Source organism: Paraburkholderia sp. J7 (assembly GCF_905220155.1).
In the GTDB taxonomy this organism is placed as follows: domain Bacteria; phylum Pseudomonadota; class Gammaproteobacteria; order Burkholderiales; family Burkholderiaceae; genus Paraburkholderia.
In genome coordinates, this window is the sequence record NZ_CAJMYZ010000005.1 from 69637 (window position 1) to 95831 (window position 26195).

The window sequence follows — 26195 nt, forward strand, 5'->3', positions numbered from 1 at the left end:
GGGCGCCGGCTCGACTACGGGAGGCCAAAAAGGAAGGCCTCGAAGGGGAAGGGCTGGCGGGCCATCCGGAATGGATGGCCCGGCGGGGCAGGGTGTTACGTCTGAATGCGCAGTGCGAGCGGTGCGTGTGGCCCACGCGATGCTTGCGCGCCAGTTGCGAGTTACTTGCGCAGCGAATCGAGGTCGATCACGAAGCGGTACTTCACATCGCTCTTGAGCATGCGCTCGTAGGCGTTGTTGATGTCCTGCATCTTGATCATTTCGATATCGGACGTAATGCCATGCTTGCCGCAGAAGTCCAGCATTTCCTGGGTTTCTGCAATACCGCCGATCAGCGAGCCAGCCAGACGGCGGCGCTTCATGATCAGGTTGAACACTTGCGGCGACGGGTGATCGTGCTCGGGCGCACCCACCAGCGTCATCGTGCCGTCACGGCGCAGCAGCTCGATGAACGGGTTGAGGTCGTGCTGCGCGGCCACCGTGTTCACGATCAGGTCGAAGCTGTTGGCGTGTTTAGCCATTTGCTCCGGGTCTTTCGAAATCACGACTTCGTCGGCGCCGAGACGCTTGCCGTCTTCGATCTTCGAGGGCGACGTGGTGAACAGCACCACATGCGCGCCCATGGCGTGCGCGAGCTTCACGCCCATGTGGCCAAGGCCGCCGAGACCCACGATGCCGACCTTCTTGCCGGGACCCGCGCCCCACGTGCGCAGCGGCGAGTACGTCGTAATGCCGGCGCACAGGAGCGGCGCGACGGCGGCCAGTTCGAGGTTTTCGGGCACGCGCAGCACGAAGGCTTCGTCCACCACGAGCTGCGTGGAGTAGCCGCCGTAGGTCACGTCGCCGCTCACGCGGTCGGTGCCGTTATAGGTGCCGACAAAGCCGTTCTCGCAATACTGTTCGAGGCCTTCGGCGCAGCTCGGGCAGGTGCGGCACGAGTCGACGAGACAGCCCACGCCAACGAGTTCGCCCACCTTGTACTTCGTGACGCCGTTGCCAACCTCGGCCACGCGGCCGACGATCTCGTGGCCCGGCACGACCGGGTAGATCGTGTTGCGCCATTCGTCGCGCGCCTGGTGCAGGTCGGAGTGGCACACGCCGCAGAACAGCACGTCGATACGAACGTCGAGTTCGCGCAGGTCGCGGCGCTGGAATTCGAACGGGGCGAGCGGCGACGCGGCGTCGCGGGCGGCATATCCGTAAGTTGGGTACATGGGTTTGCTCTCCTCTGGTGCGTGGGTGTTGCGGCAGGGTTCCCATCGTAAGGATCGGGGCCCACCCAGGGAATACCTGAAGCTATCGAAGACTTGCCTGATTCTCCTGGCGCGCAGCACATCCACCGGTTCGGTGATAGATTGGCAAGCCTGTTTCTCTGCCTGATTTCATCTTTTGGGGCACAACCGATATGGGCTACGTCAAAACCCTCGCGGCGGCGGCTATCGCGCCGGTGGCCGCCACGCAGGCGCGCACGGTCGACCTGCTCATGCAACTCACGCAGCGCGACGGCGTGCACGACACGCCGGTCGAAGGCGTGCGGCTTTACCGCGGCAGCGAAAGCCACCCGCGCCGGCCGGTCATGTACGAACCGAGCATCTTCATCGTCTGCCAGGGGCGCAAGCGCGGCTTTCTCGGCGACCAGGTCTTTGTCTACGACGCTCAGCAATATCTGGTCCTCTCGGTGCCGATGCCGTTCGAGTGCGAGACTGAGGCGAGCCCCGAGAAGCCGATTCTCGCGATCTCGATCCGCGTCGATCTGACGACCGTCGCCGAACTGCTCATGGCGCTCGACGACCCGCGCCGCGCCGTGTCCGAACCCTCGGGCATCTACGCCACGCCGCTCGACGCCACGCTCTCGAACGCCGTGCTGCGCTTGCTCGAAGCCCTTGCGCAGTCCCACGAGGCGCGCATTCTCGGGCCTTCGATCGTGCGCGAGATCTGCTACCGCGTGCTCATGGGCGAGCAGGGCGACGCGATTCGCGCGGCGCTCACGCACCAGCATCACTTCGGGCGCATTGCGAAGGCGCTGCGGCGCATTCACACGGACTACCGCGGCGACCTCGACGTCGAAACGCTGGCCTCCGAGGCGGGCATGAGCCTTGCCGTCTTTCATGCGCACTTCAAGGCCGTCACCTCGACTTCGCCCATGCAGTACGTGAAGACCACGCGCCTGCATCATGCGCGTCTTCTGATCACGCACGACGGCCTGACCGTGAGCGCGGCCGCCACGCGCGTGGGCTATGAAAGCGCGTCGCAGTTCAGCCGCGAATTCAAGCGCCTGTTCGGCATGAGCCCCGCCGACCAGATGCGCCGCGCGCGCGATGCCGCAGCCGCCGCGGCCGCGCCGCGCGTGGAGGTCTTGCCGCCGCGCTACGTGACGGCCGTGTGACGCCTGCGCGCGGGCGCTGCGGCACTCGATTCGCACATCGAAACAAAAACGAAAGGGTGACACAACGATGAAGCCACGCCTGTTGGTCCTGATTGTGCTGACCGATGAAGACCTCGCCGCGTTCGGCGAAACGTTCGATGTGATCTACGCGCCCGACGCCGATGCGCGCGCCAAAGCGGTTGCGGAGCACGGCAAGGACGTGCGCGTGGTGCTCACGAACGGCACGACGGGCCTCACCGCCGACGAAATCGACCGCATGCCCGCGCTCGAACTCGCGGGCGCGCTTGGCGCGGGCCACGAGAACATCGCGCTCGACCATGCGCGCGAGCGTGGCATCGCGCTGTGCAACGGCGCGGGCGTCAATGCCGACTGCGTGGCCGACCACGCGCTCGCACTGCTGCTCGCGGCCGTGCGCGCCGTGCCGCAGTTCGACGCTGCTTGCCGCGCCGGCGTCTGGCGCGACGCGCTGCCCATGCGCCCCACGGTCACGGGGCGGCGGCTTGGCATCGTCGGCTACGGGCATATCGGCGAGAAGGTCGCGCGGCGCGCGGCGGGCTTTGGCATGGCACTCGGCTATCACAACCGCAAGCCGCGTGAAGGTGCACAGGCGCATTACTTCGAGAGCGTGATGGCGCTTGCGCAATGGAGCGACTTTCTCGTGATTGCGACGCCGGGTGGCGCGCAAACGAAGCATCTGATCGACCGCGCCGTGATCGACGCGCTGGGGCCGCAAGGTTTTCTCGTCAACGTTTCGCGCGGCAGCGTGGTCGATACGGCCGCGCTCGCACTCGCGCTGAAGGCGGGCACGCTCGGCGGCGCGGGGCTCGACGTCTATGAGGGCGAGCCGCATCCACCCGCCGCGCTCATCGGGCTGGACAACATTGTGCTCACGCCGCACGTGGCCGGCACGTCGCCCGACGTGCGCAACGCCACCGTGCGCCACTTCGCCGAGAACGCGGCGCGGCACTTCGCGGGCGAGGCGCTGCTCACGCCGCTTTGACGTTTGGCGGGCGTTGGGCGCTGTTAGCGGCCCCCGTGCCTTCTGTATGCCGCCGCGCGCAGACGCTCGCGGCGCATGACGTATCATTCCTCTGTGCGAGCCAGAATCGCTGTTCGAGCGGCTGCTAGTGACCACATCGGCCATGAATCTGGCGTGACACCCTGCGCATTTTGCACATCTGGGCCGTGACGCCAGAGCGGTGATATCGAAGGCTCAAAGATGAAAACGCTGATCGGCGCGCTGCAAGAGCACGCGTCCCACGTGGTGAACCGCTTCTACGAGGAACTGGGCCGCCTGCCCAAATCCCGCCGCATCCTCGAAATGCTGTCGGGTGCGGAACTCGCACACCTGAAGGCGCGCCAGGTCCAGAATCTCCTTGCCCTTGCCAACCTCGGCCTCACCGCGCGCGAACACGAAGACATGGCGCAGCGCATTGGCCGTATTCACGCCATTGTCGGGCTCGACAAGGAAGAGCTCGTACGCAGCCGCGGCATTCTGCAGGAGTTGATCTACGCGGACGTTGGCCGCAACGTGAGCACGCAGCAGCTTTCGCTCTATGCGCGCCGGCTGACTTCCGATCTCGCGTGGCAACTGAAGGCGTATCAGGCCGTGCAGGATTCGCAGCAGGAGGCGCTGATGCGCATCACGCGTCTCGTGTGGGAAGCCGGCAGCTATACGAACTTCATCGATCAGGTGATCGCTGCACTGGCGGCGCACGACGAAGTGACAGCCTGCGCCATCGGCCGTCCCGATGAAGCGGGCATCTTTCACTTCGAGGCCGGCGCAGGCGGCAAGACTGAAGGCGGCATGCTCAATGTGCTCGCCGCGCACGACCAGGAAATCAGTGTGCGCGCCGATCATCCGCAAGGGCAGGGCGCCATTGGGCGCGCGTGGCGCAGCGGCAAGCCCGAGCGCGTGGTCAACTACCAGACCGATCCGCTCGTTGCGCCGTGGCGCGATCTCGCGGCGCGCGAAGGCGTGCGCTCTTCGGTGGCGATTCCGCTTGCCGCGCCCGGGCAGCCGCCGCTCGCCGTGCTGTGTCTGTATAGCGCGTTTCCGGGCGGTTTCGTCGGGCCCGATCAGGTGGCTTTCGTCGATTTGCTGCAAACGTTGCTCGGCGGCGCGGCAATGCGCATACCCGGCAGTGACGGCCTGAGCGCCGCGGTGCCGGTGAGCGTACGCCAGCAGTGGGCGGCGCTCGTGCGCACCGGCGCGCTGGAAATGCACTACCAGCCGCTGCTCAGCCTCGCAACGGGCAAGGCGACCAAGGTCGAAGCGCTGGCGCGCCTGCGCGACGGGGAACGCCTGCTCGTGCCGGACGTGTTTCTCTCGGCGCTCTCCTCCGACGATCTGCTCGCGCTCTTCGCGCGCGGCATCGATCAGGCGCTCGCCGACCGCGAACGCTGGTACGCCGAAGGCCGCGACCTCGATGTGTCGATCAACCTGCCGCCTGCGGCGCTCAACGACATCCGCTATTTCGAAGCGACCCGCACGGCGCTCGCCGCGCACCGTTGCCCGGCCGCACGCCTCACGCTGGAAGTTCTGGAAAACGAATCACTTTCGTTGAGCCAGGGGCAGCGCGCCATTCTCGCGAAGTTCCGTGAGCTAGGCGTGCTGCTCGCGCAGGACGATCTCGGCGCCGGGCATAGCGGTCTCACGCGTCTGCGCGAATTGCCGTTCGACTGGATCAAGCTCGACCGCGAAATGGTGCAGGTGAAGGGAGGCGACGCGCTCGATACGCTGCGCGTGATCTACCAGTTGACGCGTCTCGGGCACTCGCTGGGCAGGCTCGTGCTCGCCGAAGGCATCGACACGCTCGACCTGCTGCATGCGCTTGCCATTCTCGGCGTCGATGGCGCGCAAGGCTATGTCATCGGCAAGCCGATGGAGGGTGCGCGCCTGATCGAATGGCTCGATACGACGCCGGCCTTCACCTCGGCCTCCGAAGGCGGCGCGGGAACGGAAAGCCTGCTTGCGCGGCTGGCGCGCTTCGTGATCTGGGAAGAGCGCATGCTCATGATCGCGGCCGTGCCCGAAGCGGCGCAAAACCTGCTGCGCGCGTTGACGCGCGCAGCAGGCGAGGACGCCAACGTACCCCTCGCGCAGTCGCTCGCGGGCTTCGGCGCCATTCTGCCTGCGGGCGAGCAACGCGACGCGTTGCATCGTGAGGTGGTCGGCGCGCTGCTGACTGAAGGCCCGCACAGCGAAGCGTGGCGCGTTGCGCTGAACGGGCTGATCGAGGCCATCATCTCGGCCGCGTAGCAGAGATCGCTAATCCTGCAACGCGAGTCCCACGTCGCTTTGCGTGGCCGACGACTGCTTACGCTGCAGCACCGCGATACACACGAGCGAAATGGCAGCCAGCGCGCTGTAAAACAGCGCCAGCGGCCACCATTGCCCCGGATAGTCATGTGCGAGCAGCGTGCCGACGAGCGGCGTGAGACCGCCCGCGAGCGCCGCGCAACATTGGTAGGAGATCGAAATAGCCGAGTAGCGCACGCGCACCGGGAACGCGTTCGTCATGAAGCCCGCCATCACCGCGTACGAGCTGCTCATGCACATCACCGCAATCGCAATGCCGACCACGATCGCGACCGGCCGTCCGGTGGAGACGAGCACGAACATCGGGTAAGGCGAAATCATGGCCAGCGCCGCAGCGATGACGAGGAAGCGCCCGGCGCCCACGCGCTGCGCAAACCAGCCGGAAAAGAGCTGTGTAAAGAGCTGGATGAACGCGACGACGAACAGGCAGTCGAGAATCAGCGCGCGGTCGATCCCGAGCGTTTGCGTCGTGTAGTTCAGCATGAAGGTGTTGACGAACCACGCGCCCGCCACGCCGATCACGTTCGCGCCGAGGCACAGCAGCACCACGCGCCACGAGTCGCGCAGCACTTCGACGATCGGCATAGCCGCGGTGCGGCGCTGCGTCTTGATCGCCTCGAATTCCGGCGATTCGCCCACGCCCGATCGAATCAGCAGACCCACCACGAGCAGCACCGCGCTCGCGATGAACGGCAAACGCCAGCCCCAGGTAAAGAGCGCGTCACGGTCGAGATGCGCGACGAAGCGAAACGCCAGCAGCGCCAGAATCAGGCCTGCGGGGCTGCCGAGTTGCGCAAACGAGGCGAGAAACGTGCGCTTTTCCCTGGGTGCATGCTCGCCGGCCATGAGCACCGCGCCGCCCCATTCGCCGCCAATCGCAATGCCCTGCGCCACGCGCAGCAGCACGAGCAGCGCCGGGGCGAGCGCGCCGGCGCTCGCATAGGTCGGCAAAAAGCCGATGCCCACGGTGCCGACACCCATGATCGACAGCGTGGCGACGAGCGCCTTCTTGCGGCCGATGCGGTCGCCCAGATGCCCGAACACGAGCCCGCCGAAGGGACGCGCGAAAAAGCCCACGGCGAAGGTGCCGAACGAAGCGAGCGTGCTGTAGAACGGCTCGTGGGAAGGGAAGAACAGCTTGCCGAAGATCAGCGCCGAAGCGGTGGCGTAGATATAAAAGTCGTACCACTCGATCGTGGTGCCGACGAAGGCGGCGAGCGAGGCGCGGGCGGGCTGGCGCGCAGAATTTCCGTTGGGGCGGGTCATGCATGTCTCCTTGATCGGGGTGAGCCGGCTTGGACCGGTCTGTATTCCGTTGGGGGGCGCTGGAACGCTAGGCGCTTACGGTCGTTTCGGGTTCCTTGACAATGCCCGCTTCGAAGAGCCGTTGCTGCGTGTCGGCGTCGATGCCTAGCGCGTCCATCACGGCGCGCGTGTCGGCGCCGAGCGCGGGCGGGCGCGTGCGATAGGTCGGCGGCGTGCGCGAGAGCTTCACGGGCGCGCCCGTTCCGCGATAGCCGTCCATCTCGACGATCATGCGGCGGTGCTGCGTGTGCGGATGCGCGGCCACGGCATCGACCGTCTGCACGGGGCCGCACGGCACACCGGCCTGGATCAGGTCGCGCGCGAGCGGCTCGCAGTCGTGGGCGGCGAGGCGCGCTTCGAGCGCGGCCTTGAGTTCGGGCCGATGCGCGCAGCGGCTGCGGTTGTCGGCGAAACGCGGGTCGTTTGCGAGTTCGGGCACGCCCAGGTGCGCGCAGAGCTTCGCGAACTGGCGATCGTTGCCCACCGCGAGGAAGATGGGCGCGTTGCCCGTGGCATAGCTGTCGTAGGGCGCGATGTTCGGGTGCGCGTTGCCGCTGCGCTGCGGCGTGCGGCCATTGCCGAAATAGTTCGGCAGATGCGGATGCAGAAGCGACACGCCGCAGTCGTAAAGCGCGATATCCACCGACTGCCCGAGGCCGCTCTTTTCGCGCTCGGCCAGCGCGAGCAGAATGCCCGCGAGCGCGTTCAGGCCCGTGACCATGTCCACGATCGGCAGGCCAATGCGCAGTGCGGGGCCGTCGTGCTCGCCGTTCACGCTCATGAGGCCCGCCATTGCCTGAATCACGGCGTCGTAGCCGGGCAGGCCGCCGAGCGGGCCGTCCGGGCCGAAGCCGGAAATCGCGCAGTGAATCAGGCGGGGAAAGCGCGCGCGCAGATCGCGCTCGTAGTCCATGCCCCAGCGTGCGAGCGTGCCCGGCTTGAAGTTTTCGACCAGCACGTCTGCGCCTTCGAGCAGTTGCCAGAGAATCGCGCGACCTTCTTCGCGCGAAAGATCGACGGCGATGCCCTGCTTGTTGCGGTTCACGCCCACGTAGTACGACGCCGTATCGCCGACGAAGGGCGGGCCCCAGCCGCGCGTTTCGTCGCCGTCGGGCGGTTCGAGCTTGATGACTTCGGCGCCGTGGTCGGCGAGCGCCTGGGTGCAGTACGGACCGCCCAGCACGCGGCTCAGATCGATCACGCGCAGGCCATGCAGCGCACCGTTCACCGTAGTTGCTTCGGATTCCTTTGTGGTGTTCATCGTGCGTCGCCTCAGTGTGCCGGGAGCAGTTGCATGGCCTGATCGAGCGTCAGCGCCCGTTCGTCCACGAGTGCGCGCAGTGTGGCGGCGTTTGCGTCGCGTTCGTCGAGCGCGAGCGGGTCGCGCGGCAGCAGCTTGTGGCGCACGAGCAGATGGGCGAGCGCGAGGCGCCGGTAATCAAGGGCGTTTTGCGAAGTCTGCGCAGCTTCACAGGCCATGAGGGCCGCCGTCGTGGCGTGATAGAGCGCACTCGCGGCCTGGCGCACCGATTCGTCGCGGCCGCACTCGGCCACGCTCACGAGCGCCGCACCGGCACGGTCGAACACGTCGCGCAGGAGCGCTGCGCTGGCTTCAGGCACGCCGCTTTCGGCAAGCTCCGCATGCAAGTACTGCGTCAGCGTTTCGAGCGCGCCCTCGCGCTTCGCCGCGCGCGCTACGTCCAGCGCGACGATATTGCTCGTGCCTTCCCAGATCGAGCCGAGATGCGCATCGCGCACGAGACGCGGGTCGCTCCATTCCTCGATATAGCCCACGCCGCCGCGCACTTCCATGGCGTCGCCGGTCACGCGGCGCGCGTCGCGGCAGGCGCGGAACTTGATGAGCGGCGTGAGAATGCGCACGCATTTCGCCGCGAGTTCGTCGCCTTTGTCGGCACGCGTGAGCAGCGTGGCGATGCGCATGAACATCGAGCGCGCCTGTTCGGCAGGCAACATCATCTTGAGCAGTTGACGCTGCATCAACGGCATTTCGATGAGCTTGCGGCCGAACGCCTCGCGGTTGCGCGCCACGTGCAGCGCCTCGGTCACGGCACGGCGCATGAGGCCCGCGGCGCGCACGCCGTTCGACAGCCGCGACATGTTGATCATGTCCGCCATCTGATGAAAGCCGCGGCCCACCTCGCCGATCAGGTAGGCCTGCGCGCCTTCCAGCACGATCTCGCCGCTCGCCATCGAGCGGCTGCCGAGCTTGTCCTTCAGGCGCACGATGCGATAGGCGTTGCGCGTGCCGTCGGCGAGCGTTTTCGGCAAGAGGAACAAGGCGAGGCCCTTGATGCCGGGCGGCGCGTCGTCGGGGCGCGCGAGCACCATCGCGAGATCGGCGTCGGCGTTCGAGCAGAACCACTTGTCGCCGTAAAGACGCCATACGTCCTCGCCATTTGCGCTTCGCTCATGTGTGGCGCGCGTGGCGATGCGCGCCACGTCCGAGCCCGCTGCCTGCTCGGTCATGAACATCGCGCCCTGGTAGAGCGTGTCGAAGTCCTGCGAGGCGAGCATCGGCAAGTAGCGCGCAATGAGTTCCGGCGTGCCGAAACGGCGCAGCGTGCGCGTGAGCGAGTCGGTCATGCTCACGGGACAGCACAGGCCGAATTCGGCCTGCACGAACAAATAGGTGAGCGCATATTTCACGAGCGGCGCGGGCGCGTTCTCGCGATGGCTCATGGCCGCGAGGCCAAGCTCCGCGTAGGCGACGCGTTCGAGCGCCACGTAGTCGGGATGCTTGTCGATGCGCTGGATCGCTTCACCGCTGCGCGTGCGTTGTTCGAGCGTGGGCGGGTGCTTGTCGGCGACCAGCGCGAGCGCGTCGAGTTCGTCGGAGGCGCGTTGGCCGAGCGCGACGAGCCGCGCTTCGATCGCGCCGAATGCGGCGTCGCCGAGATAGCCACGCAAAAGGGGCGCGAAGCCGGGGTCGCTCGTGTAGAAGTTGATGCCACGGCTATCGGGAATGTTGGCCGAGCCGCTGGCCGGGGTGGCGAAAGCGGGGCGATCGCTCATCGTGTGCTGTCTCCGTGCTGTTTTGCTATGCGATTCGGCGTAGCTTAGGCGCGGCTTCGATAACGGTCCAATACAACCGATGTCATGTACGATAAGCGCCATCTATCGATGAATCGCCGGAGGAGCCCGCCATGGAACTCAAGCAACTGCGCTATTTCGTGGCTGTTGCGGAAGAGCTGCACTTCGGGCGCGCGGCGCGCCGGCTCTTTATCTCGCAGCCGGCGCTGAGCTTCGATATCCGCAAGTTCGAGGAGCAGCTAGGCGTGCAGTTGCTCGAACGCACCAACAAGGCCGTCGCGCTGACCAACGCGGGTAACGTGCTGCTCGAAGAGGCGCGCCGGCTGCTGGAGCAGGCCGAGGAAGTGCGGCGCATCGCGGCGCGCTCCGCGCACGGGCTGGCGGGGCGGCTGCGCGTCGGTTTCGTCAATTCGATGCTGTATCGCGGGTTGCCGGAGGCGGTGCGGCGTTTCGAGGCCGAACATCCCGCCGTGGAAGTGGTGCTGCGCGAGATGAACACGGCCGAGCAGGTGCAGGCGCTGCAGCGCTTGCAGATCGATCTCGGTTTCGCGCATTGGGGGCGCTTTCCGGCCGAGGTGCAGTCGGAGGTGCTGTTTTCCGAGCCGTTTCTTTGCTGCCTGCCGGAAGGGCACACGCTTGCGCGCAGGCGGCGCATCGAACTCGGCACGCTCGCGCGCGAACCGTTCATCCTGTTTCCGCGCTCGGTGTCGCCGCACTACCACGATCAGATCATCGCGACCTGTGTGGAGGCCGGTTTCAGCCCGCAGATCCGGCACGAAGCGCGGCTTTGGCAAACCGTCGTCACGATGGTGGAGTTCGGCATGGGCGTCGCGCTCGTACCCGCCGCGCTCGGGGCGACGGGCGGCGGGCGTGTGGTGTTCCGGCCGTTGGCTAGCAATCCTTACGAATCGCAGGTGCTAAGGCTCGTGCGTGGCGGAGAGGCCAATGCGCTCGCGCAGGGGTTTGCGGACTATCTTGGGGGACGAAAAGAACACAGGGCGGCCGCTGCGCCGCCCCGGGCTTGAGCGCGAAACTTCAGCCGCAAGTTCCAATCTCCCCGCACGCCGTGCAGAAGTCGCACCCATCTTTGCGGATCACCGCATTCGCTCCGCACGAACCGCACTTGCGGCCGAGCATCGCGTGGGCGAACGCGTGCTGCGCGTCGGCAGGCAACGCGTTGTCGCCATCGAGCACCTGGTCGCCGGGCTGCTCAGCACCAGCCCGCGCGTTGCCGGTGAATTGCGCGGCCAGCGCGCCGTCGCGCCGCTGCGCGAGCAGCCGTGACGGCACTTGCCGGCCTTCGGCATCGAGAAAGCCGCGCCGGTGCAGGATCTGCTGGATTGCGTAGGCAATGGCCGCGACCTCGGAGTCGTGCCACAGCGGAATACGCCGCCCGTCGAGGCGCTGCGTTTCGCCATAGCGCACCTGGCCGCGGTCCCACGAGACCTTGCGCAAATCCTGCAGGTTGCGCGCGACGAAGCCGCCGCGCGCCGCGAGCGAGAGCGAACGCATGGTGGCGGTAATCCATTGCTGCTGCTCGTCGCGCTGTCCCACGGGGATGAAGAATTCGATAGGCCGCTCGATCGTCACAGCTTCTCCGCCCACCTGTCCCGTCACTTCCAGGAAAGACACCGCGACGTAGAGCGACACCTTGCCCGTCTGCGTGATGTACTCGATTTTCTCGATCACGGCGGGCAGCTCGCCCTTGGGCCGATGGTCGATCGCAACGCGCAGCGGGTCGAGCAGGGCGTCGCCGAGCGCGTCGTCGGCGGTTGCCGCCGCTTCGGGCGGCAGCGTTTGCAGCACCGCGCCAAGCGTCTCGTTGGGCCGGTAGGTCGCGAGACCCTTGAGGCCGCGCCGCCATGCGTCGAGATAGAGGTTCTCGAAGTCCTCGAACGGATAATCCGCCGGCACGTTGACGGTCTTGGAGATCGACGTGTCGACGTACGGCTGCACGGCCGCCATCATCGCAATGTGTTCCTGCGCGCTCATTTCCAGCGCGCTCACGAAATACGCGGGCAGGGCGTTCACGTCGCCGCCCAGTTCGCGGTACACGCGCCACGCGTGGTCTTCGACGTTGAACGTTTCGCGGCTGCCGTCGGCCATGCGGCGTGTGCGCTGGTAGGTCCACGAGAACGCGGGCTCGATGCCGTTCGAGACATTGTCGGCGAACGCGAGGCTCACCGTGCCCGTGGGCGCGATGGAAAGCAGATGGCTGTTGCGGATGCCGTGCGCGCCGATCTCGGCCTTGAGGTCGTCGGGCAGGCGCGAGGCGAAAGTGCCTTCGTCGAGGTACGTCTTCGCGTCGAAAAGCGGGAAAGCGCCGCGCTCTTGCGCGAGTTCGACGGACGCGCGGTAGGCGGCGTCGCGCATCGTGCGTCCCACGCGCGCGCCGAATGCGCAGCCTTCGGGCGAGTTGTAGCGGATGCCGAGCATCACGAGCGTGTCGCCGAGCCCTGTGAAGCCCACGCCAATGCGCCGCTTGGCCGCCGCTTCGGCCTGCTGCTCTTGCAGCGGCCAGAGCGTGGCGTCGAGCACGTCGTCGAGAAAGCGCACCTGGATGCGCGTGCGTTCGGCGAGCTGATCCCAGTCGAAATCGGCCTTGCCGCCGCGCAGTTGCGCGAACGGTTCGGTCACGAAGCGCGTGAGGTCGAGCGGCCCGAGATTGCAGCAGCCATAGGCGGGCAGCGGCTGCTCGCCGCACGGGTTGGTCGCGCGGATGCTTTCGAGCGCGCGCAGATTGTTGTCCTCGTTCATGCGCGAAATGAACACCACGCCCGGCTCGGCCACGTCGTAGGTCGAGCGCATGATCTCGTCCCAGAGCGCGCGGGCGCGCGTTTCGGCGTAGACCCACAGGCCGTCGTCGCGGCGGCGCAGGTCGCCTGAAGCGCGCAGCGCGGGCGAGGGCTCGGCGCGATGCACGAGTTGCCAGGGCGCGTCGTTTTCCACGGCGCGCATGAATGCGTCGGTCACCGCGACCGAGACGTTGAAGTTGTTCCAGCGTCCCTTCGAGTGCTTGGCCTCGATGAATTCGGGCAGGTCGGGGTGATCGCAGTCGAGCACGGCCATCTGCGCGCCGCGCCGCGCGCCCGCGCTTTCCACGGTGCGGCACGAGGCGTCGAACACGTCGATGTAGCTGCACGGGCCCGATGCGCTCGATCCCGTCGACTTCACGTGTGCGCCGCGCGGCCGGATCGCCGAAAAGTTGTAGCCCACGCCGCCGCCACGCCGCATGGTTTCGGCGGCCTGCAGCAGCGCGACGTAGATGCCGGGGCGGCCTTCGTCGTCCACGCCCTGGATGCTGTCGCCCACCGGCTGCACGAAGCAGTTGATCAACGTGGCTTCAATGCCGGCGCCCGCCGCGCTCATGATGCGCCCCGCGCCGAGCGCGCCGTGGCGCAGGTTGTCGACGAAACGCGCCTCGACCTCGGCGCGCAGCGCGGGCGGCTCGACCGCCGCGACGCCGCGTGCGACGCGGCGGTAGATGTCGTCGGCGGTTTGCTCGTCGCCTTTGGCGTACTTCTCGAGCATCACGTCGAGCGAGAACTGCTGCGGGGGAAACGGAAGCGGGGGCGTGTTTTCTGCCATGGCCGGGCCTCGCAAAGCGCCGCGCGGGCGGCGCCGGTTGAAGGGCATTGGGTTTGCGTTCGGGTTGCGGCGGCTGTGCCGCGACCGTTCAACCTTACCGCAGCGGCGCGAGGCGTGCACGGCGACGCGAGCGCGCATGCGGCGGCGCCGGAGCATGCCGGCGTCGCGGCGGCGGGAGCGGTCTGCGGTTACACTGCTCCCGCCTGCACGCGGGCACCGCATGGGTAGATGGGAGAGGAGACTGGATGACGAACGAAACGGCGCTCGTGGTCTACCGCGACACGGTGCGCGCGGAGTGGGTCGATTACAACGGCCACCTGCGCGACGCGTTCTACATGCTGATCTACAGCTACGCGACCGACGCGCTGCTCGACGCCATCGGGCTCGATGCGGCTGTGCGCGATGCGCGCGGCCGGTCGATGTACACGCTGGAAGCGCACCTGAACTATTTCCGCGAGATCAAGGAGGGCACACCGGTGCGCGTCGACGTGCGGGTGATCGAGCACGACGCGAAACGCGTGCGGCTGTATCTGGAGATGTTCGCGGGGGAAATCGACGATGCGCAGGCCTCGCCCGTCTCGGCGAGCGAGCAGTTGCTCTTGCACGTGGACCGCTCGGGCCCGCGCGCGGCGGCTTTCGACGCCGATGTGCTCGCGCGGGTGGCGGCATTGTGCGCTGCATCGGCGGGCTTTGCGCCGCGCCACGCCGCTCGGGCGATTTCGCTCGCGCCTCGCGCACCACGCTGAAGGCGCTCAGGCGGCGTCGCCGCGCTTACTTCGGCAGTTCCGCGCCGATGAGGTCGCCGAACACTTCGGCAGCGATCATGACGGAGGCATTGAGCGGGGCGGGGCGTTCGGCCGGCTTGAACACGGCGTCGCCGCGGCGGATCTTGCGGCGCGACACGGCGCAGGTGCCCGAAGAATGCGCCGAGCGGCGGCGCCAGCGCTGTTCGCCATAATGGCAGCGCCCGGGTTCGACCCAGCGGATTACCAGCGCCGTATCCGTCTGCTCGAGTATCTCGATACGCTCACCGTTGGCTCCGTCAAGCGAGAGGCACGCTTTTTTCTTCATTGTCGGCTCCGTAAGTGTGGTGCCGCGAATGTATTCCTGCGCGCCGACAAGTGCCATTCTGTCGCCGTTGAAACACCATTCCATTATTAGCAACAATCGGCCTGCGACACGTTGCGATTAACGAAGGAATGGGGGTTTGCGGCAGATTAGGGTCGACATCTCGAATTTGTGCAACGCACTGTTGTACGTAACGCGACATCGAGTGGCCCGAAAACGGGCGCCTGGAGGGCGTTCCAGGTTGGGGACGGAACGGCTGGGGCGGAGATGAATCTGAGGGAAGACCGGCCCGGTTCGATTGACTTGCTGCACCGCGTTGACTTGCAATACCGCGGTTGCGCCGCCATAAAACCCGAGCACCTGTTCTTGAATTTTCACGAGGTTACATGATTCATCGTCCGCCTGCTCCGAACTCCGCAAACGAGCAGAAAATCCAGCGCGCCGCCTCGGCGGTGCTGTACGCCACGCTCGTGCTGCTGGCGCTGTGGATCGTGCGCGAGTTCGTGCCCGCCGTCGCCTGGGCGAGCGTCTTTGCCATCGTTCTGTGGCCCGCCTATCAGGCGATCGAGCGCCGCGCCTGGTTCAAGGGCCGCAAGACGCTGATCGCCACGCTGCTCACGGCCGCGATCGGCCTGCTCGTGCTCCTGCCAATCGCCGTCACGGCCATTCAGGCAGGCGGCGAGGCCCACGAACTGTACCTGTGGCTGCACGACGCCCAGGAGAACGGCGTGCCGGTGCCCGATTTCGTTGCGCATCTGCCGGTGGGCAGCCGCCAGGTGAGCGATTGGTGGCAAGCCAATCTCACCCAGCCGCTCAAGGCTTCTCCGGCCATGAAGAGCCTGCACGGCGAGACGATTGCCTCGTTCGGCCGTCACTTCGGCGCGCGCGCCGCCCACGCGACGATGACGTTCGGCTTCATGCTCGTCACGCTGTTCGTGATGTTCCGGGCGGGCCCGCGTCTTTCAGCCACGGTGATGCGCGGTGCGCGGCGCGCCTTCGGCAGCGACGGCGCGCAGCTTCTGCAGCGCATGGCCGCCGCCGTGCGCGCCACGGTCACGGGGCTCGTGGTCGTGGGGCTCGGCGAGGGCGTACTGCTGGCCGCCGCCTATATCGCGACCGGCGTGCCCCATGCGGCGCTGCTCGGCACCGTGACGGCCATCGCGGCCATGCTGCCGTTTTGCGCGCCCATCGTGTTCTGCGGCGCGGCGCTGTGGCTCGTCATTCAGGGTTCGTTGATCGCCGCAGCCGCGCTCGCGATCTGGGGATTCGTGGTGGTGTTCGTCGCCGAGCATTTCGTGCGGCCCGTGCTGATCGGCAACTCCACGCGCCTGCCGTTTCTGCTCGTGCTGTTCGGCATTCTGGGCGGCGCGACGACCTTTGGCCTGATCGGCATCTTCATCGGCCCGGCGCTTATGACCGTGCTAATGGTGCTTTGGGTGAACTGGGCGGAGTGAGGCTCGCTTCGCCACGAGGCGCCCCGCGCGCCTCGCTCAGCGGAAGCAGGCGAGCGTGTACTTGAGCGCGGCCGGCAGCAGTTCGCGCCACACCGGCCACACGTGGCCGCCGTCGACGATGCGCAGCGCCGCCGTATTGCCCGCCTCGCGCAGCCGCGTGTAGAGCAGCGACGACTCGGCCTGGATCACGAGGTCGTCGTCGCCGGCGGCGATGAAGAACGGCACGCGCCAGGGCCGCGCGAAATACGCCTTCCAGAGCGCCGGATAGTTGAGCGTGCGCCAGATCTGCACGTCGAACTGATGCTCGCCGAACACGCCCACATGACGCGCCGCCGAACTGGGCGGCGGGTCGCTCGCATAGACCGCCGGCGAAAGCAGCAGCGCGCCGCAGAACATGTCGGGGTGCTCGAGCGTGTAGCGCAGTGCGCCGAACCCGCCCATCGACACACCGCCGATCGCACGCCCCTCGCGCGTATCGTCCACGGCGAAGTGCGACTCGATCTCGGGCATCAGGTCCTGGAAGAACGCCGTCTCCATCTTTTCCTTGCGGTCGACGTACCAGTCGGTGCCGCCCTGCGGCATCACGATCACCACGGGCGGGATCTCGTGACGGGCGATCAGCGTGTCGGCGGTGGTCTGCAGCTGACCTTGCGTAACCCAGTCCATGGGCTCGCCGTTGTTGCCATGCAGGAGATAGAGGACCGGGTAGCGGCGCTGGTCGGCGCGATAGCCGTTCGGCAGATACACCACGTAGGGCCAGTCGCGCTCGAGTGCCGCCGAGTGGAACGTGCGGACCGCGATCGTGCTCGCTGCGGCGGGCGCCGCCGGTGTGACGAATGCCGCGCATGAGAGTGCGAGGGGGAGCAGCGCGGTGCGAAGGAGTCTGCGCATGGCAGGGACATCGAGGGCAGTGGCGCGCCGGCGGCGCGGGGTCATCATGCTAGCAGCCGCCCGCGCGCGCCGGAAGCCGTGATCGGCGCGCCGACGCGCAGTGCGCTGGCGGCGAGCCGTGTCGTTTCAGGCGGAGGCTTTGGCGCGCGAAGGCAGCAGACGCTTGAGCGGGTCGGACGCACGCGCAACGAGCAGCAGCGCGGTGATCGCGATTGCGTCGGCGCACAGGCCGAGCGGCACGTTCAGATAGCCATCGGTGTACCAGTAGAGCACCGAGTCGACCGTGAGCGAAATCACGGCGCCGGCCACGAACGAGAGCATCCCCTTTTGGCCGACGAGTCCCACCCACGGCAGCGCATGCGCCACGCGCTTCGCCCAGCCGAGCCGGATGACATGCGCCGTGAGCCACGCGATGCCGAGGAAGTTGAGCGCGCGGAACCACGCGAGGTTGCGCTTGAAGTCGGCGTCGAGCGCGACGTTGCCAAGCTGCAGGCGATAGATCGCGGCGCCCGCCACGACGGCAAGAGCGGCGAGCGTGACGAGCACGCCGAAACGGTGTGCGCTCACCCGCTGGAACACGGGTTGCGCCTGTGCGATCACGCCGAGCACGAACATCAGCTGCCACGCGAACGGGTTGAAGTCCCATTGCACGTCTTCGACGTGCGGCAACCACGGCGCGAGATGCGGTGCGACGCCCCAGAGCACGAGGCTCACGGCCAGCAGCAGCCACGGCCGTGTGCGCGCGAGCGGCAGCGCGAGCGGTGCGGCGAGGGCGAAGCACGCGTACATCGGCAGCACCCCGGCCAGATAGGGCTGGCGGCGCAGCAGCACGATGTCGCGCAACGCGGCGGCAGGCGCGAGCGTGAGATCGTCGAGGTCCGTGGTGGCGAGGTTGGGCGCATCCACGTTGCAGGCAACGAGAATCGCGGTGACGAGCAGCATCAAGAGCGCCGTCACGACGAACGCACGGTAGATCTCGAATGCGCGCTTGATGAAGCGCTGCCGTGCCGCGGCTTCGGTGCGGCGCGCGCAGAGTGTGGCCCACGCCGTGGCGGTGGCGAAGCCGCCGAGGAAGACGAACACCTCGGCCGCGTCGCATAGCGCGTAGGCGTGCAGCGTGACGCGCGAGACGATGCTGCCGCCGATGTGATCGACGACGATGATGAGCAGGACGAGGCCGCGGAAGAAATCGAGTTCGACTAGACGATTGGATGACTTTGACATGTTGGGGCAGCAGGCCGAACCGGCGTGGGGCGCACACGGCAGACGATGAGGCAGCCGGTGATGCAGACGGGCCGGGCGGGCAGATGCTGGAAGTACCTACCTGGAAAAATCAGGAATTCAGGAATTCGGGCGAGGTTCGCGGGGCGTCAGGCGCAGGGAACCGTGAAGCATCCACCAGGGTGGTTGCACGACAAGCGCAGGAAAAGACCAGAAGAATGCGCAAGGGTTCCCCTAAGACCAGGGTTTACGTTGACGCCGCCGATACTACCGTAATTTCAAATGCCTTTCAGCAGACGTGACCGATGCGCCGTTCAAGTTTCCAGGGCATGTGCCGATAAGGCAGGGGAAGGGGCACGACCGTGCTGATGCGGCAAACGCCGCACCGACGCCGGTGTGAGCGCTCCCTTTTGGCCCTTTGACAGTGGTTCGCGGGGCGAGAATTCGCGTATTTAAGAGTTGTTTCAAAGTGTTCTCCCTGGGCTGATTCAGGGGAGTTGCGCTTTACAATGCCGGATCGATTTTGAGATGGCACGCCCGTTCGTTAATGCGGCGATGGCGTGCGTTGAATGTTTATCGCTCGGGATGCAGTCGATTTAGACGCAGATCGCAGCGGACCGGCGCAGACGAGCCGGAACGCCAGGAATACGGGAGCGCGGCACACGCAGCAGACCGTCCCAGGCGCCACTCGCTGCATCGCACGGCGGCAGGTGCCGCAGGAGAAAACAATGTTCGAAGACGATCGTATCGGTCAACGCGGTCTCAAGGGGTTCTGGGCCGCGTTGGGACTGGCGGCCCTGCTGGGCGGCTGTGCCGACATGAACCAGCAGCAACCGCAACAGCCGCAGCCCGACACGGCGGCAGCGGCGAGCCCGGCTTCGGATGCAACGGCCGCCGGCGCTAGCGCGCAACAGGCGGCAAGTGCGCCCGTGACGCGCGTCGTCACGAAAACGACGTACGTGCGCGTGCGCCGCGGCGACACGCTTGCGCGCATCGCGCAAAAGCACAGTGTTTCAGTGAAGGATCTGACCGCCTGGAACCACCTGAAGCCGAACAGCCACTTGCGCGCGGGTCAGTCGATCAAGCTGGTGTCGAAGCAGACGATCACCGTTCAGGTGGCCGCGCCGCAGGCTGGCGGCGCAGCGGCGAATTCCACCTCGAACTCGGCCGGAAACCGCCAGGTTGCCGTGGAAGTGGCGCGCCACGCGAGCAGCGTCGCGCTCGTGTGGCCGGCGCATGGCCGCGTGGTCGAGCCGTTCGCGGCGGGCACGACGCGCGGCATCGAGATCGCGGGCAAGGCCGGCGACCCGGTGATCGCCGCCGCCGACGGCAAGGTCATGTACGCGGGCACGGGCCTCAACGAATACGGCAGCCTGATCATCGTCCAGCACAACAAGGACTTCCTCACGGCGTATTCGCATAACCGGCGTCTGCTCGTAAAGACCGGCGATACGGTCCACCAGGGCCAGCAGATTGCCGAGATGGGCAGCGAGAACAACGATCGCGTGGCGGTGCTGTTCGAAGTGCGCCGTGACGGGAAGCCCGTGGATCCGATGCCGTATTTGCCGTCGTCACCGCAGGGCTGAACGCGGCGTGGGACGCCCGGGTTTCTACTGCCCGACCATCAAACGACGCGGATTTTGATGTATCCAAGGCCGGTCCTGTCGTTAAGTTGGAAAACACTGCGCTAAAGCAAAACCGCCCTGACACCTCGCAGCGTCAGGGCGGTTTTTTCATCCCCGCAAACAGCGCGTTTCTTAATACCGCTGCTTAAAACGCGTCTCCCGGCACCCGCACCCAGCCTTCCATCAGCACGCGCGCGCTGCGGCTCATGATGGCCTTCGTGACCGTCCATTCGCCGCTCTCCTGGCGCGCTTGCGCGCCCACGCGCAGCGTGCCCGACGGGTGCCCGAAGCGCACCGCGCTGCGCTCGCCGCCGCCCGCCGCGAGATTCACCAGCGTGCCCGGAATGGCCGCAGCCGTGCCGATCGCCACGGCTGCCGTGCCCATCATGGCGTGGTGCAGCTTGCCCATCGACATGGCGCGCACCAGCAGATCGACGTCGCCGGCTTCCACGCGCTTGCCGCTCGACGCCGTGTAGCCCGTGGGCTTCGCCACGAAGGCGATTTTCGGCGTGTGCTGGCGCGTGGCGATTTCGTCGAGATGCTTGATGAGGCCCATGCGCAGCGCGCCGTGCGCGCGGATCGTTTCGAACTTCTTGAGCGCCTCTGCGTCGCTGTTGATCGCGTCCTGCAATTCCGTGCCCGTGTAGCCGATCGCTTCGGCGTTCACGAAGATCGTCGGAATGCCCGCGTTGATCATCGTGGCCTTGAGCGTGCCCACGCCCGGCACTTCGAGGTCGTCCACGAGGTTGCCGGTGGGGAACATCGAGCCGCCCGCGCCTTCTTCTTCGGCGGCCGGGTCGAGGAATTCGAGTTGCACTTCGGCGGCGGGGAAGGTCACGCCGTCCAGTTCGAAGTCGCCCGTTTCCTGCACGTGGCCGTTCGTCATCGGCACGTGCGCGATGATCGTCTTGCCGATGTTGGCCTGCCAGATGCGCACGGTCGCAACGCCGTTATCGGGCACGCGGGTCGGGTCTACGAGGCCGCCGCTGATCGCGAACGGGCCCACGGCGGCAGAGAGATTGCCGCAGTTGCCGCTCCAGTCCACAAAGGCCTTGTCGATGGCGACCTGGCCGAACAGGTAGTCCACGTCGTGGTCGGGCTTGCTGCTCTTCGCCACGATCACGGTCTTGCTCGTGCTGGAGGTGGCGCCGCCCATGCCGTCGATCTGCTTGCCGTACGGGTCGGGGCTGCCGATCACGCGCATGAGCAGCTTGTCGCGCGCAACGCCTGGCTGCTGCGCCGAAGCGGGCAGATCCTGCAGGCGGAAGAACACGCCTTTGCTGGTGCCGCCGCGGATATAGGTGGCGGGGATTTTGATCTGGGGTACGTGTGCCATGTGTTGTCCTGAAACGAAGGGCGGCACGGTGGTGCCACTGCGGTTACCACCGTGCCGCCCGTTTCCCGTTTATGCCGCTGCCTGCGACGACTCGAGGAAGTCCTGTGCGAAACGCTGCAGCACGCCGCCTGCGTCGTAGATCGACACTTCTTCGGCCGTATCGAGCCGGCAGGTGACCGGCACTTCCACGCGCTCGCCGCTCTTGCGGTGAATCACGAGTGTAAGGTCCGCGCGCGGCGTGCGCGCGCCGATCACGTCATAGGTTTCCGTGCCGTCGATACCGAGCGTCGTGCGGTTCGTGCCCGCCTTGAACTCGAGCGGCAGCACGCCCATGCCGATCAGGTTCGTGCGGTGAATGCGCTCGAAGCCTTCCGCGACGATCACTTCCACGCCCGCGAGACGTACGCCCTTGGCCGCCCAGTCGCGCGACGAACCTTGGCCGTAGTCGGCGCCTGCGATGATGATGAGCGGCTGCTTGCGCTCCATATAGGTTTCAATCGCTTCCCACATGCGCGTGACCTTGCCTTCCGGCTCGATGCGCGCGAGCGATCCCTTCTTGACCGCGCCGTCCACCACGGCCATCTCGTTGATGAGCGTGGGGTTCGCGAAGGTTGCGCGCTGCGCCGTGAGGTGGTCGCCGCGGTGCGTGGCGTACGAGTTGAAGTCCTCTTCCGGCAGGCCCATTTTCGCGAGGTATTCGCCTGCTGCGCTGTTCGCCATGATGGCGTTCGAAGGGGAGAGGTGGTCCGTCGTGATGTTGTCGCCAAGCACGGCGAGCGGGCGCAGGCCCTTCAGCTTGCGCTCGCCGGCCAGTGCGCCTTCCCAGTACGGCGGGCGGCGAATATACGTGCTTTGCGCGCGCCAGTCGTAGAGCGGGTCGGTCGTTTCACCGCTGGCCGCCGTCACCGCGAACATCGGTTCGTACACCTTGCGGAATTGCTCGGGCTTCACGCTCTTCGCGACGATGGCGTCGATCTCTTCGTCGGTCGGCCAGAGGTCCTTGAGGTACACCGGCTTGCCGTCCTTGTCGGTGCCGAGCGAATCGCGTTCGATGTCGAAGCGGATCGTGCCCGCAATCGCATACGCGACGACGAGCGGCGGCGAGGCGAGGAACGCCTGCTTCGCGTACGGGTGAATGCGCCCGTCGAAGTTGCGGTTGCCCGAGAGCACGGCGGTCGCATACAGGTCGCGGTCGATGATCTCCTGCTGGATCTTCGGGTCGAGCGCGCCCGACATGCCGTTACACGTGGTGCACGCAAACGCGACAATGCCAAAGCCCAGCTTTTCCAGATCCGGCAGCAGGTCGGCTTCTTCGAGGTAAAGCTCGACCGCCTTCGAGCCCGGCGCGAGCGAGCTCTTCACCCACGGCTTGCGCGTGAGGCCGCGCGCGTTCGCGTTGCGCGCGAGCAGGGCCGCTGCGATCACGTTGCGCGGATTGCTCGTGTTCGTGCAACTCGTAATGGCGGCGATGATGACTGCGCCGTCGGGCATCTGGCCCGGCGTTTCTTCCCACTTGCCCGCAATGCCGCGCTCCGCGAGAGCGGACGTGGGCAGGCGCTTGTGCGGATTCGACGGGCCGGCCATGTTGCGCTCCACGCTCGACAGATCGAACGTGAGCGTGCGCTCGTATTGCGAGTGAGCGAGCGTGTCGGCCCACAGGCCTGCCGTCTTCGCGTAGGTTTCGACGAGCTTGACCTGCTCTTCTTCGCGGCCCGTGAGGCGCAGATAGTCGAGCGTCTGGTTGTCGATGAAGAACATCGCCGCCGTGGCGCCGTATTCGGGCGCCATGTTGGAGATCGTGGCGCGGTCGCCGAGCGTGAGGCTCGACGCGCCTTCTCCACGGAACTCCAGGTACGCGCCCACGACCTTTTCCTTGCGCAGGAACTCGGTGAGGGCGAGCACGATGTCGGTTGCGGTGATGCCGGGCTGGCGCTTGCCCGTAAGCTCCACGCCGACGATATCGGGCAGGCGCATCCACGAGGCGCGGCCAAGCATGACGTTTTCGGCTTCGAGGCCGCCCACGCCGATGGCGATCACGCCGAGCGCGTCCACATGCGGCGTGTGGCTGTCGGTGCCCACGCAGGTGTCGGGGAACGCCACGCCGTCGCGCGCCTGGATCACGGGCGACATCTTCTCCAGATTGATCTGGTGCATGATGCCGTTGCCCGGCGGAATCACGTCGACGTTCTTGAAGGCCTTCTTCGTCCAGTTGATGAAGTCGAAGCGGTCTTCGTTGCGACGGTCTTCGATTGCGCGGTTCTTTGCGAACGCGTCCGGATCGAAGCCGCCGCATTCCACGGCGAGCGAGTGGTCGACGATCAGCTGCACCGGCACGACCGGATTCACCTTGGCAGGGTCGCCGCCCTGGTCGGCAATGGCGTCGCGCAGGCCCGCGAGATCGACGAGCGCGGTTTGCCCGAGGATGTCGTGGCAGACCACGCGCGCCGGGAACCACGGAAAGTCGAGGTCGCGCTTGCGCTCGATGAGTTGCTTGAGCGAAGCGGTGAGCGTGGCCGGGTCGCAGCGGCGCACGAGGTTTTCGGCGAGCACGCGCGAGGTGTACGGCAGCGTGTCGTAGGCGCCGGGCTGGATGGCCTCGACGGCTTCGCGCGCGTCGAAGTAATCGAGCCGGGTGCCGGGGAGGGACTTGCGGTAGGCGGTATTCACGGCTTGGGGACCAAAGATGTAGTGGGTTGGCGGCGGCTCTCGCGCGCCTCGAGCGAATCTCTTCACTCTATACGCGCGCGCCGCCGTCTCCCAGTCGTGCGGACGTCATAGTCCGTCCGGGCGACTGGTGTGCCTCATTCAGCGCTTGCTGATCGGCGTGAACTTCAGATTCTCCGGACCCGTGTAATTCGCGCTCGGGCGGATGATCTTGTTGTCGATGCGCTGCTCGATGATGTGCGCGCTCCAGCCAGCGGTGCGCGCGATCACGAAGATCGGCGTGAACATGGCCGTCGGCACGCCCATCATGTGATACGACACGGCGCTGAACCAGTCGAGGTTCGGGAACATCTTCTTGACTTCCCACATCGTCGATTCGAGGCGCTCGGCGATGTCGAACAGCTTCAGGTTCGACTGCTCCTTCGAGAGCTTCTTGGCGATTTCCTTGATGACCTTGTTGCGCGGGTCCGAGATCGTGTACACCGGGTGGCCGAAGCCGATCACGACTTCCTTCTTCTCCACGCGCGCGCGGATATCGGCTTCTGCTTCGTCGGCGTTCTCGTAGCGCGACTGGATCTCGAACGCGACTTCATTCGCGCCGCCGTGCTTCGGACCGCGCAGTGCGCCGATCGCGCCCGTGATGGCCGAATAGATGTCCGAACCCGTGCCCGCGATCACGCGGCCCGTGAACGTCGAAGCGTTGAACTCGTGCTCGGCGTACAGGTTGAGCGACACGTGCATCGCATCGACCCACGACTTCGACGGCGCGCGGCCATGCAGCAGGTGCAGGAAGTGGCCGCCGATCGAATCGTCGTCGGTTTCGACTTCGATGCGCTTGCCGTTGTGCGAAAAGTGATACCAGTACAGCAGCATCGAGCCGAGCGACGCCATCAGGCGGTCGGCGATATCGCGCGCGCCCGGCAGGTTGTGATCGTCCTTTTCGGGCAGCACGGTGCCAAGAATCGAGACGCCGGTGCGCATCACGTCCATCGGGTGAGCCGAGGCGGGCACGGCTTCCAGCGCCGTCTTCACGTTGGCCGGCAGGCCACGCATCGCCTTGAGCTTCGCCTTGTACGCGGTGAGTTCCGCGGTGTTCGGCAGCTTGCCGTGCACGAGCAGGTACGCGACTTCTTCGAATTCGCATGCGGTCGCGAGATCGAGAATGTCATAGCCGCGGTAGTGGAGGTCGTTGCCGGTGCGGCCCACGGTGCACAGCGCCGTGTTGCCCGCCGCCACGCCCGAAAGCGCAACGGACTTCTTCGGCTTGAATCCGCCGGCGGCTTGCGTGGTGTTTTCTGCTTCGCTCATGGTGTCTTCCTCTCTATGTGTCTATTGGCTGTATGGCCAGAGTTACTTCTTCGCGGCAAAGAGCGCGTCGAGCTTGTCTTCGTATGCGTGATAGCCGAGGTACTGGTAGAGGTCATCGCGCGACTGCATCGTCGAGACGGCGGCCTTTTGCGTGCCGTCGCGCTTGACGGTCTCGTAGAAGTTCAGCGCGGCGGCGTTCATCGCACGATACGCGCCGCAGCAGTAGAGCGCGATATCGACGTTCGCGCTCTTGAGTTCTTCGGTCGTGAAGAACGGCGTCGAGCCGAATTCCGTGAGGTTGGCGAGAATCGGCACCTTCACGGCGGCGCGGAAGCGGCGGTAGTCGTCGAGCGTCTTCATCGCTTCGGGGAAGATCATGTCCGCGCCCGCTTCCACGTAGGCCACCGCGCGCTCGATCGCGGCGTCGATGCCTTCCACGGCGGCGGCGTCGGTGCGGGCCATGATGACGAACTGGTCGTCGGTGCGCGCGTCCACGGCGGCCTTCACGCGGTCCACCATCTCACCGGTCGCCACGACTTCCTTGTTCGGGCGATGGCCGCAGCGCTTCTGGCCCACCTGGTCTTCCAGGTGCACGGCCGCCACGCCCGCCTTGATGAACGACTTGATCGTGCGCGCGATGTTGAAGGCGCCGCCCCAGCCGGTGTCGATGTCGACCATCAGCGGAATGTCCACGGCGTCGGTAATGCGGCGGGCGTCGATCAGCACGTCGTCCATGGTGCTGATGCCGAGGTCCGGCACGCCGAGCGAGTTGGCAGCCACGCCGCCACCCGAGAGATAGACGGCCTTGAAGCCGGTCGCCTGCGCGAGCTTGGCCGCATAAGCGGTGATGGCGCCGACGACCTGCAGCGGTTGTTCGGTGGCCACGGCTGCGCGGAATCGCGCGCCGGCGCTTGCGGGGGAAGTGTTGTTCATGCGTGATGTCTCCAATTGAATCGCCGACCTCTACTGCAGGTAG

The 26195-nt window shown here is 66.4% G+C and carries 19 protein-coding genes; 7 read left to right on the forward strand and 12 right to left on the reverse strand.

Features of this window, described 5'->3' with window-relative positions:
- Window positions 1-161: 161 nt before the first annotated feature.
- On the reverse strand, window positions 162-1214 hold the full coding sequence (locus tag U5A58_RS09760) for an NAD(P)-dependent alcohol dehydrogenase (RefSeq protein WP_321910438.1): 1053 nt from the start codon (window positions 1212-1214) through the stop codon (window positions 162-164).
- A gap of 191 nt (window positions 1215-1405) precedes the next feature.
- On the opposite strand from U5A58_RS09760, the gene U5A58_RS09765 reads away from it, so the two are divergent.
- The 3 genes from U5A58_RS09765 (at window position 1406) to U5A58_RS09775 (ending at window position 5648) form a co-directional block, all read left to right on the forward strand.
- Window positions 1406-2386 (forward strand): AraC family transcriptional regulator N-terminal domain-containing protein, encoded by a 981-nt coding sequence (locus U5A58_RS09765; RefSeq protein WP_415774198.1) that lies wholly within the window; start codon window positions 1406-1408, stop codon window positions 2384-2386.
- A gap of 67 nt (window positions 2387-2453) precedes the next feature.
- Window positions 2454-3386 (forward strand): 2-hydroxyacid dehydrogenase, encoded by a 933-nt coding sequence (locus tag U5A58_RS09770; RefSeq protein WP_321961287.1) that lies wholly within the window; start codon window positions 2454-2456, stop codon window positions 3384-3386.
- A 219-nt stretch (window positions 3387-3605) separates the two neighbouring features.
- The gene (locus tag U5A58_RS09775; RefSeq protein ID WP_321961288.1) at window positions 3606-5648 is read left to right on the forward strand and encodes an EAL domain-containing protein; all 2043 of its coding nucleotides are present in this window, start codon (window positions 3606-3608) and stop codon (window positions 5646-5648) included.
- A gap of 9 nt (window positions 5649-5657) precedes the next feature.
- Here the strand turns inward: U5A58_RS09775 and U5A58_RS09780 are convergent, their stop codons facing one another.
- The 3 genes from U5A58_RS09780 to U5A58_RS09790 all read right to left on the reverse strand — a co-directional run bounded on the left by U5A58_RS09780 (window position 5658) and on the right by U5A58_RS09790 (window position 10046).
- Window positions 5658-6974 (reverse strand): MFS transporter, encoded by a 1317-nt coding sequence (locus U5A58_RS09780; protein WP_321961289.1) that lies wholly within the window; start codon window positions 6972-6974, stop codon window positions 5658-5660.
- Between the two features lie 67 nt (window positions 6975-7041).
- Window positions 7042-8274 carry a CoA transferase gene (locus U5A58_RS09785; protein ID WP_321961290.1) on the reverse strand — a complete coding sequence of 411 codons (1233 nt, stop codon included), beginning with the start codon at window positions 8272-8274 and terminating at the stop codon, window positions 7042-7044.
- A gap of 11 nt (window positions 8275-8285) precedes the next feature.
- Entirely contained in the window at window positions 8286-10046 is a 1761-nt protein-coding gene (locus U5A58_RS09790) for an acyl-CoA dehydrogenase family protein (RefSeq protein WP_321961291.1), read from the reverse strand.
- A 131-nt stretch (window positions 10047-10177) separates the two neighbouring features.
- Here U5A58_RS09790 and U5A58_RS09795 point away from each other — a divergent pair, with 131 nt between their 5' ends.
- Window positions 10178-11089 (forward strand): LysR family transcriptional regulator, encoded by a 912-nt coding sequence (locus U5A58_RS09795; protein ID WP_321961292.1) that lies wholly within the window; start codon window positions 10178-10180, stop codon window positions 11087-11089.
- 10 nt (window positions 11090-11099) lie between these two features.
- Here U5A58_RS09795 and U5A58_RS09800 read toward each other — a convergent pair whose 3' ends face one another.
- Window positions 11100-13652 (reverse strand): adenosylcobalamin-dependent ribonucleoside-diphosphate reductase, encoded by a 2553-nt coding sequence (locus tag U5A58_RS09800; protein ID WP_321961293.1) that lies wholly within the window; start codon window positions 13650-13652, stop codon window positions 11100-11102.
- A 245-nt stretch (window positions 13653-13897) separates the two neighbouring features.
- On the opposite strand from U5A58_RS09800, the gene U5A58_RS09805 reads away from it, so the two are divergent.
- Window positions 13898-14398 (forward strand): thioesterase family protein, encoded by a 501-nt coding sequence (locus U5A58_RS09805; RefSeq protein WP_321935776.1) that lies wholly within the window; start codon window positions 13898-13900, stop codon window positions 14396-14398.
- Window positions 14399-14423: 25 nt separating this feature from the next.
- Here the strand turns inward: U5A58_RS09805 and U5A58_RS09810 are convergent, their stop codons facing one another.
- Window positions 14424-14723, reverse strand: a complete 300-nt coding sequence (locus U5A58_RS09810; protein ID WP_158759490.1) for a DUF3331 domain-containing protein — start codon at window positions 14721-14723, stop codon at window positions 14424-14426.
- Between the two features lie 383 nt (window positions 14724-15106).
- Here U5A58_RS09810 and U5A58_RS09815 point away from each other — a divergent pair, with 383 nt between their 5' ends.
- Complete coding sequence (locus U5A58_RS09815; protein WP_321961294.1) at window positions 15107-16174, forward strand: AI-2E family transporter; 1068 nt, start codon at window positions 15107-15109, stop codon at window positions 16172-16174.
- Window positions 16175-16210: 36 nt separating this feature from the next.
- Here U5A58_RS09815 and U5A58_RS09820 read toward each other — a convergent pair whose 3' ends face one another.
- Together U5A58_RS09820 and U5A58_RS09825 are read right to left on the reverse strand one after the other, a co-directional pair.
- A complete protein-coding gene (locus U5A58_RS09820) occupies window positions 16211-17065 on the reverse strand; it encodes an alpha/beta hydrolase (protein WP_321961295.1) in 855 nt (284 codons plus the stop codon).
- A 126-nt stretch (window positions 17066-17191) separates the two neighbouring features.
- Window positions 17192-18289, reverse strand: coding sequence for an OpgC domain-containing protein (locus U5A58_RS09825; protein ID WP_321961296.1), 1098 nt, complete (start codon window positions 18287-18289; stop codon window positions 17192-17194).
- A 725-nt stretch (window positions 18290-19014) separates the two neighbouring features.
- Between U5A58_RS09825 and U5A58_RS09830 the strand changes: the two genes are divergently transcribed.
- Window positions 19015-19872, forward strand: a complete 858-nt coding sequence (locus tag U5A58_RS09830; RefSeq protein WP_415774199.1) for a peptidoglycan DD-metalloendopeptidase family protein — start codon at window positions 19015-19017, stop codon at window positions 19870-19872.
- A 184-nt stretch (window positions 19873-20056) separates the two neighbouring features.
- Here U5A58_RS09830 and prpF read toward each other — a convergent pair whose 3' ends face one another.
- From prpF to prpB, 4 genes are all read right to left on the reverse strand, one after another.
- A complete protein-coding gene (gene prpF, locus U5A58_RS09835) occupies window positions 20057-21247 on the reverse strand; it encodes a 2-methylaconitate cis-trans isomerase PrpF (RefSeq protein WP_321961297.1) in 1191 nt (396 codons plus the stop codon).
- Window positions 21248-21316: 69 nt separating this feature from the next.
- The gene (gene acnD / locus U5A58_RS09840; RefSeq protein WP_321961298.1) at window positions 21317-23914 is read right to left on the reverse strand and encodes a Fe/S-dependent 2-methylisocitrate dehydratase AcnD; all 2598 of its coding nucleotides are present in this window, start codon (window positions 23912-23914) and stop codon (window positions 21317-21319) included.
- A gap of 138 nt (window positions 23915-24052) precedes the next feature.
- A complete protein-coding gene (prpC, locus tag U5A58_RS09845; protein ID WP_321961299.1) occupies window positions 24053-25219 on the reverse strand; it encodes a 2-methylcitrate synthase in 1167 nt (388 codons plus the stop codon).
- Between the two features lie 42 nt (window positions 25220-25261).
- Window positions 25262-26152 carry a methylisocitrate lyase gene (gene prpB, locus U5A58_RS09850; RefSeq protein ID WP_321961300.1) on the reverse strand — a complete coding sequence of 297 codons (891 nt, stop codon included), beginning with the start codon at window positions 26150-26152 and terminating at the stop codon, window positions 25262-25264.
- Window positions 26153-26195 lie beyond the last annotated feature (43 nt).

Coding starts and splice junctions, on each gene's coding strand:
- U5A58_RS09800 (WP_321961293.1), bottom strand. CDS start 13,652: ATGGCAGAAAACACGCCCCCGCTTCCGTTTCCCCCGCAGCAGTTCTCG.
- prpB (WP_321961300.1), bottom strand. CDS start 26,152: ATGAACAACACTTCCCCCGCAAGCGCCGGCGCGCGATTCCGCGCAGCC.
- U5A58_RS09795 (WP_321961292.1), top strand. CDS start 10,178: ATGGAACTCAAGCAACTGCGCTATTTCGTGGCTGTTGCGGAAGAGCTG.
- U5A58_RS09780 (WP_321961289.1), bottom strand. CDS start 6,974: ATGACCCGCCCCAACGGAAATTCTGCGCGCCAGCCCGCCCGCGCCTCG.
- U5A58_RS09815 (WP_321961294.1), top strand. CDS start 15,107: ATGATTCATCGTCCGCCTGCTCCGAACTCCGCAAACGAGCAGAAAATC.
- U5A58_RS09830 (WP_415774199.1), top strand. CDS start 19,015: ATGTTCGAAGACGATCGTATCGGTCAACGCGGTCTCAAGGGGTTCTGG.
- prpF (WP_321961297.1), bottom strand. CDS start 21,247: ATGGCACACGTACCCCAGATCAAAATCCCCGCCACCTATATCCGCGGC.
- U5A58_RS09825 (WP_321961296.1), bottom strand. CDS start 18,289: ATGTCAAAGTCATCCAATCGTCTAGTCGAACTCGATTTCTTCCGCGGC.
- U5A58_RS09820 (WP_321961295.1), bottom strand. CDS start 17,065: ATGCGCAGACTCCTTCGCACCGCGCTGCTCCCCCTCGCACTCTCATGC.
- U5A58_RS09785 (WP_321961290.1), bottom strand. CDS start 8,274: ATGAACACCACAAAGGAATCCGAAGCAACTACGGTGAACGGTGCGCTG.
- U5A58_RS09765 (WP_415774198.1), top strand. CDS start 1,406: ATGGGCTACGTCAAAACCCTCGCGGCGGCGGCTATCGCGCCGGTGGCC.
- U5A58_RS09775 (WP_321961288.1), top strand. CDS start 3,606: ATGAAAACGCTGATCGGCGCGCTGCAAGAGCACGCGTCCCACGTGGTG.
- U5A58_RS09805 (WP_321935776.1), top strand. CDS start 13,898: ATGACGAACGAAACGGCGCTCGTGGTCTACCGCGACACGGTGCGCGCG.
- U5A58_RS09790 (WP_321961291.1), bottom strand. CDS start 10,046: ATGAGCGATCGCCCCGCTTTCGCCACCCCGGCCAGCGGCTCGGCCAAC.
- U5A58_RS09760 (WP_321910438.1), bottom strand. CDS start 1,214: ATGTACCCAACTTACGGATATGCCGCCCGCGACGCCGCGTCGCCGCTC.
- prpC (WP_321961299.1), bottom strand. CDS start 25,219: ATGAGCGAAGCAGAAAACACCACGCAAGCCGCCGGCGGATTCAAGCCG.
- U5A58_RS09810 (WP_158759490.1), bottom strand. CDS start 14,723: ATGAAGAAAAAAGCGTGCCTCTCGCTTGACGGAGCCAACGGTGAGCGT.
- U5A58_RS09770 (WP_321961287.1), top strand. CDS start 2,454: ATGAAGCCACGCCTGTTGGTCCTGATTGTGCTGACCGATGAAGACCTC.